The organism is Bradyrhizobium sp. STM 3809 (assembly GCF_000239795.1).
Lineage (GTDB): Bacteria > Pseudomonadota > Alphaproteobacteria > Rhizobiales > Xanthobacteraceae > Bradyrhizobium.
In genome coordinates this window covers 1-3,756 of record NZ_CAFJ01000761.1, presented here as the reverse complement: position 1 = coordinate 3,756, position 3,756 = coordinate 1, and the positions used below count along the sequence as shown (strand labels likewise).

Below are 3,756 nucleotides of genomic sequence, written 5' to 3'. Positions count from 1 at the left end.
TGATGCATGCCTGCGGCCATGACGGCCACACCGCGATGCTGCTCGGCGCCGCCAAGCATCTCGCCGACACCCGCAATTTCGATGGCACGGCAATCGTCATCTTCCAGCCGGCCGAGGAGGGCGGTGCGGGCGGCAAGGCCATGGTCGACGACGGCCTGATGACGCGCTGGGGCATTCAGGAGGTCTACGGCCTGCACAATGCGCCCGGCGTGCCCGAGGGCGTGTTCGCGCTGCGCCCTGGCCCGATGCTGGCGTCGTCGGATCAGCTCGAGATCACCGTGCATGGCAAGGGCGGCCATGCCGGCGCCGGCGTGCACAAGGCGGTCGACAGCGTGCTGATCGCCGCGCACATCATCACCGCGCTGCAGTCGATCGTGTCGCGCAACGTCGATCCGATCAAATCGGCGGTCATCTCGATCTGCATGGTCGAGGCCGGCAAGGCGATGAACGTGATTCCGGAGACGGTCGAGCTGAAGGGCACCGTGCGCACGCTCGATCCGGAGGTGCAGGACCTGGTCGAGCGCCGCATCGCCGAAGTCGCCGACGGCATCGCGCGCACCTATGGCGGCACGGCGACGACGAAATATACGCGCCTTTATCCGATCACGATGAACCATGCGCGCGAGACCGGCGTCGCCGCCGATGTCGCGCGCGACGTGGTCGGCGCCGAGCGGGTCGTCGACAACGCCCCGCCGCTGATGGGCGCCGAGGATTTCGCCTTCATGCTGCAGGCCCGCCCCGGCGCCTTCGTCTTCCTCGGCATGGGCGACGGCAAGGACTGCCATCATCCGGCCTATCGTTTCAACGACAACATCCTCGGCCACGGCGCGTCCTATTGGGTGCGGCTGGTCGAGAAGACGATGCCGGCGGAGTGAGGCTCGGCCGGAACCCGGCGGCCGCCGGGTTTTGACGGAGGGAGGGAGTGATGGACCGCGCCGCCCGGGGATGCTATCCCGCCACCCCACATGAGTGACCTGTCCATTACGATCTCCGCCGAGAAGCCGGGCGATGCGCAAGCCATCGAGCGGCTGCATGAGCGTACCTTCGGCCCCGGCCGCTTCGTTCTCAGCGCCTATCGCCTGCGCGAGCATGTCGACCATCTGCTCGAGCTGTCGTTCACCGCCCATATCGGCACCTTGCTGGTCGGCTCTGTCCGGCAGCTGCCGATCTGCGTCGGCGACACCAAGGCCTTGATGCTCGGGCCGCTGACCGTCGAGCCGCCGTTCCGCAAGCACGGCATCGGCCGCATGCTGATGGAGCGCTCGATCGCGGACGCGCGCACGCAAGGCCACCGCTTCATCCTGCTGGTCGGCGACGCCGCCTATTACACCCGCGTCGGCTTCAAGCCGGTGCCGAAGGGCCGGGCCACGATGCCGGGGCCGGTCGATTACAGCCGGCTGCTGGTGAACGAGCTGGTCGAGGGCGCCTTCGAGGGCGTCGAAGGCGCGATCCGTCCGGATTGGGACTACGCGCGCTAGCCTCATCGTCATTGCGAGCGAAGCGAAGCAATCCAGGGTTCAGCAAGGACTCTGGATTGCTTCGTCGCTTCGCTCCTCGCAATGACGACGAGGGACGCGGCTCGATCGCCGCGTCCCTTACATTCGCCGCTCAGAACTTCAGATTGGCGAAGATCCGCACGCCGATGCCGGGCAGCAGCACCTCGTCCTTGGTGTAGGACACGGAGTTGCGGATCTTCTCGTTGAGCAGGTTGTTGCCGACCAGGCCGACCAGCATCTCGCGTGCGCCGAACATGTTCGGATCGAGCTTGGTGCGGTAGCTGACCTCGGCCTTCAAGAGGTTGTAGCCTGGCGTCGGCGTCTCCGCGATCTGCGCCACGTCGTTCTGCGCGAAGGCGTGCAGCAGGTTGATGCGGGTCAGCCAATTCGCGTCGCGCCAGAACAGGCCGCCGCCGACGCGCATCGGCGGAATGCGCGGCACGTTGGTGCCGTCCGGGAAGGTGGCGCGGACGACGTCGAACTGGTTTTCGATGCCCCAGATGCCGCTGCCGAGCTGAGCGACGTCGAACTGGCTCTGGAACTCGGCGCCGCGGAACAGCGCGTTGCGCTGCGAGTAGACGGCCTGGTTCAGCGCAGTGCCGGTGGTGCCGCAGGAGGCGAAATCGTTGTCGCACATCACGCCAGTCAGCCGGCGATAGATGAAGTTGCTGAACTGCGTGTAGTAGGCGGTCGCCTCGAAGCGGAACGGGCCGGTGGCCTTGCGCAGGCCGGCCTCGACGGTCTTGGCAGTCTCGATTCCGAGATTCGGATTGCCGATGTCGAACGTCGCCGTCGCGTCATGGCCGCCGCGGGAGAACAGCTCGGCCGCCTTCGGCGCGCGTTCGACATATTGCGCGGTGACGCTGGCGACGAGGTCACCCGGCAGGTTCTGCAGCAGGCCGACGCTCGCGCTCTTCGGCGTGTACGACGGATTGCGAGTGATATTCGACTGCGGTGCGCCGTCCGGCAGATAGTCGACCGGAAAATTCGGCGTCGAGCCGTTCAGCGACACGTGCTCGATACGCCCCGCGATCTGCGCCTTGGTCGAGGGCGTAAACGCGAGCTCGTTGAAGACATAGCCGGCAACGCGGTTGTTGGTGTTGGGCCCGAACAGGCCGTTGAACACCGAGCCGGGATTGTCGGGGCTCGGCGCGTTCAGCTCCTGGTGACCGGCCTGGATGCCATACGCCGTGGTCAGCGTTGCGAAGCGCAGATTGAGCGGCATCATCTGCATTTCGACGCGCGCTTCCTGCTCGCGGTTGGTGAAGGTCTGGCGCACGCCGTCGGTGGTCGGATCAGCGGGATCGGCGAGGCCGATCTCGTTGTGCCGGTAGTCGGTCGCGCCGGCCCAGAAGCGGATGGCGTCGATCGCCGCGGAGTCCGGCCGATATTCCCCCTTGGCGGTGATCTTGGTCTGGTGCGCGTCGATCCGTGTCCGGCTGTCGGCGCCGTCGATGCCGGGAATGTGGTAGAGCGCATCGGTCTGCTGGATCGCGGCGCCGATGAAGCCGCCGGTGAAGAAGTAGCTGCCGCCGATGGAGGCGCCATCGTTCTGCACGGCAGAGTTCGGCTGCCGTCCGTTCACGGGGCGGGTCTGGTCGAACCGGTAGGGATAGCCCGGAATTGAGTAGTCGCCGGTCTTCCGGCCATACGCGTCCGCATGAAGCGCAAAATTGCCGCCGCCGGCATCGAGCAGCACGCCGCCCTCGACGCCGCGGTCGACCGAGCTGACGGAGGTGCGGGTCTCCGCAGTGACACATGGCGCGCTGCCCGCGACCGGCGCGCTCGCGGGCAGACCATAGGTCTGGAACGGCGCGGTCGAGCAGGTCGGCAGCGCGCTCGGAATGCGGTTGTTGGTGGCGCTGACGACGCCGCCGATCGACGTCGAACCGTAGCGCAGCGCTGCGGGGCCACGGACCACCTCGACCTGGTCGCTGGTGAGCGGATCGATCGGCACGAAATGATCCTCGCCGAGATCAGACGCGCCGCCGCCGCCGATTCCGTTCTCGACGATGCCGACGCGGTTGCCGTCGAGGCCGCGGATGATCGGTCGGCTCGACGCGCCCGGCGCGAAGCTCGATCCGGTGATGCCGGGCTTGGAGTTCAAGAGATCGCCGAGGGTGGCGGCGCCGGAGCGGCGCAGCTCCTCGTTCGGCACCACAGTGACGGTGGCGAACTGGTCCGTGATAACGGGCATCACGCCCTGCTGCGGCGGAGGCGGCGCGGCCTGCGCCGCTTGCGCCGGGGCAGGCGCCGGCGC

At 67.4% G+C, this 3,756-nt stretch carries 3 protein-coding genes; 2 read left to right on the top strand and 1 reads right to left on the bottom strand.

The window, feature by feature from the left end; all coding sequences use genetic code 11:
* Together BRAS3809_RS32540 and BRAS3809_RS32535 are read left to right on the top strand one after the other, a co-directional pair.
* On the top strand, nt 1-875 hold an 875-nt coding region (locus BRAS3809_RS32540), incomplete at its 5' end, for an amidohydrolase (protein ID WP_008966261.1).
* Nucleotides 876-965: 90 nt separating this feature from the next.
* Entirely contained in the window at nt 966-1,478 is a 513-nt protein-coding gene (locus BRAS3809_RS32535) for a GNAT family N-acetyltransferase (protein WP_008966260.1), read from the top strand.
* A gap of 130 nt (nt 1,479-1,608) precedes the next feature.
* Here BRAS3809_RS32535 and BRAS3809_RS32530 read toward each other — a convergent pair.
* Nucleotides 1,609-3,756, bottom strand: a 2,148-nt coding sequence (locus BRAS3809_RS32530; protein WP_035660062.1) for a TonB-dependent receptor, incomplete at its 5' end; no start/stop codon positions are given.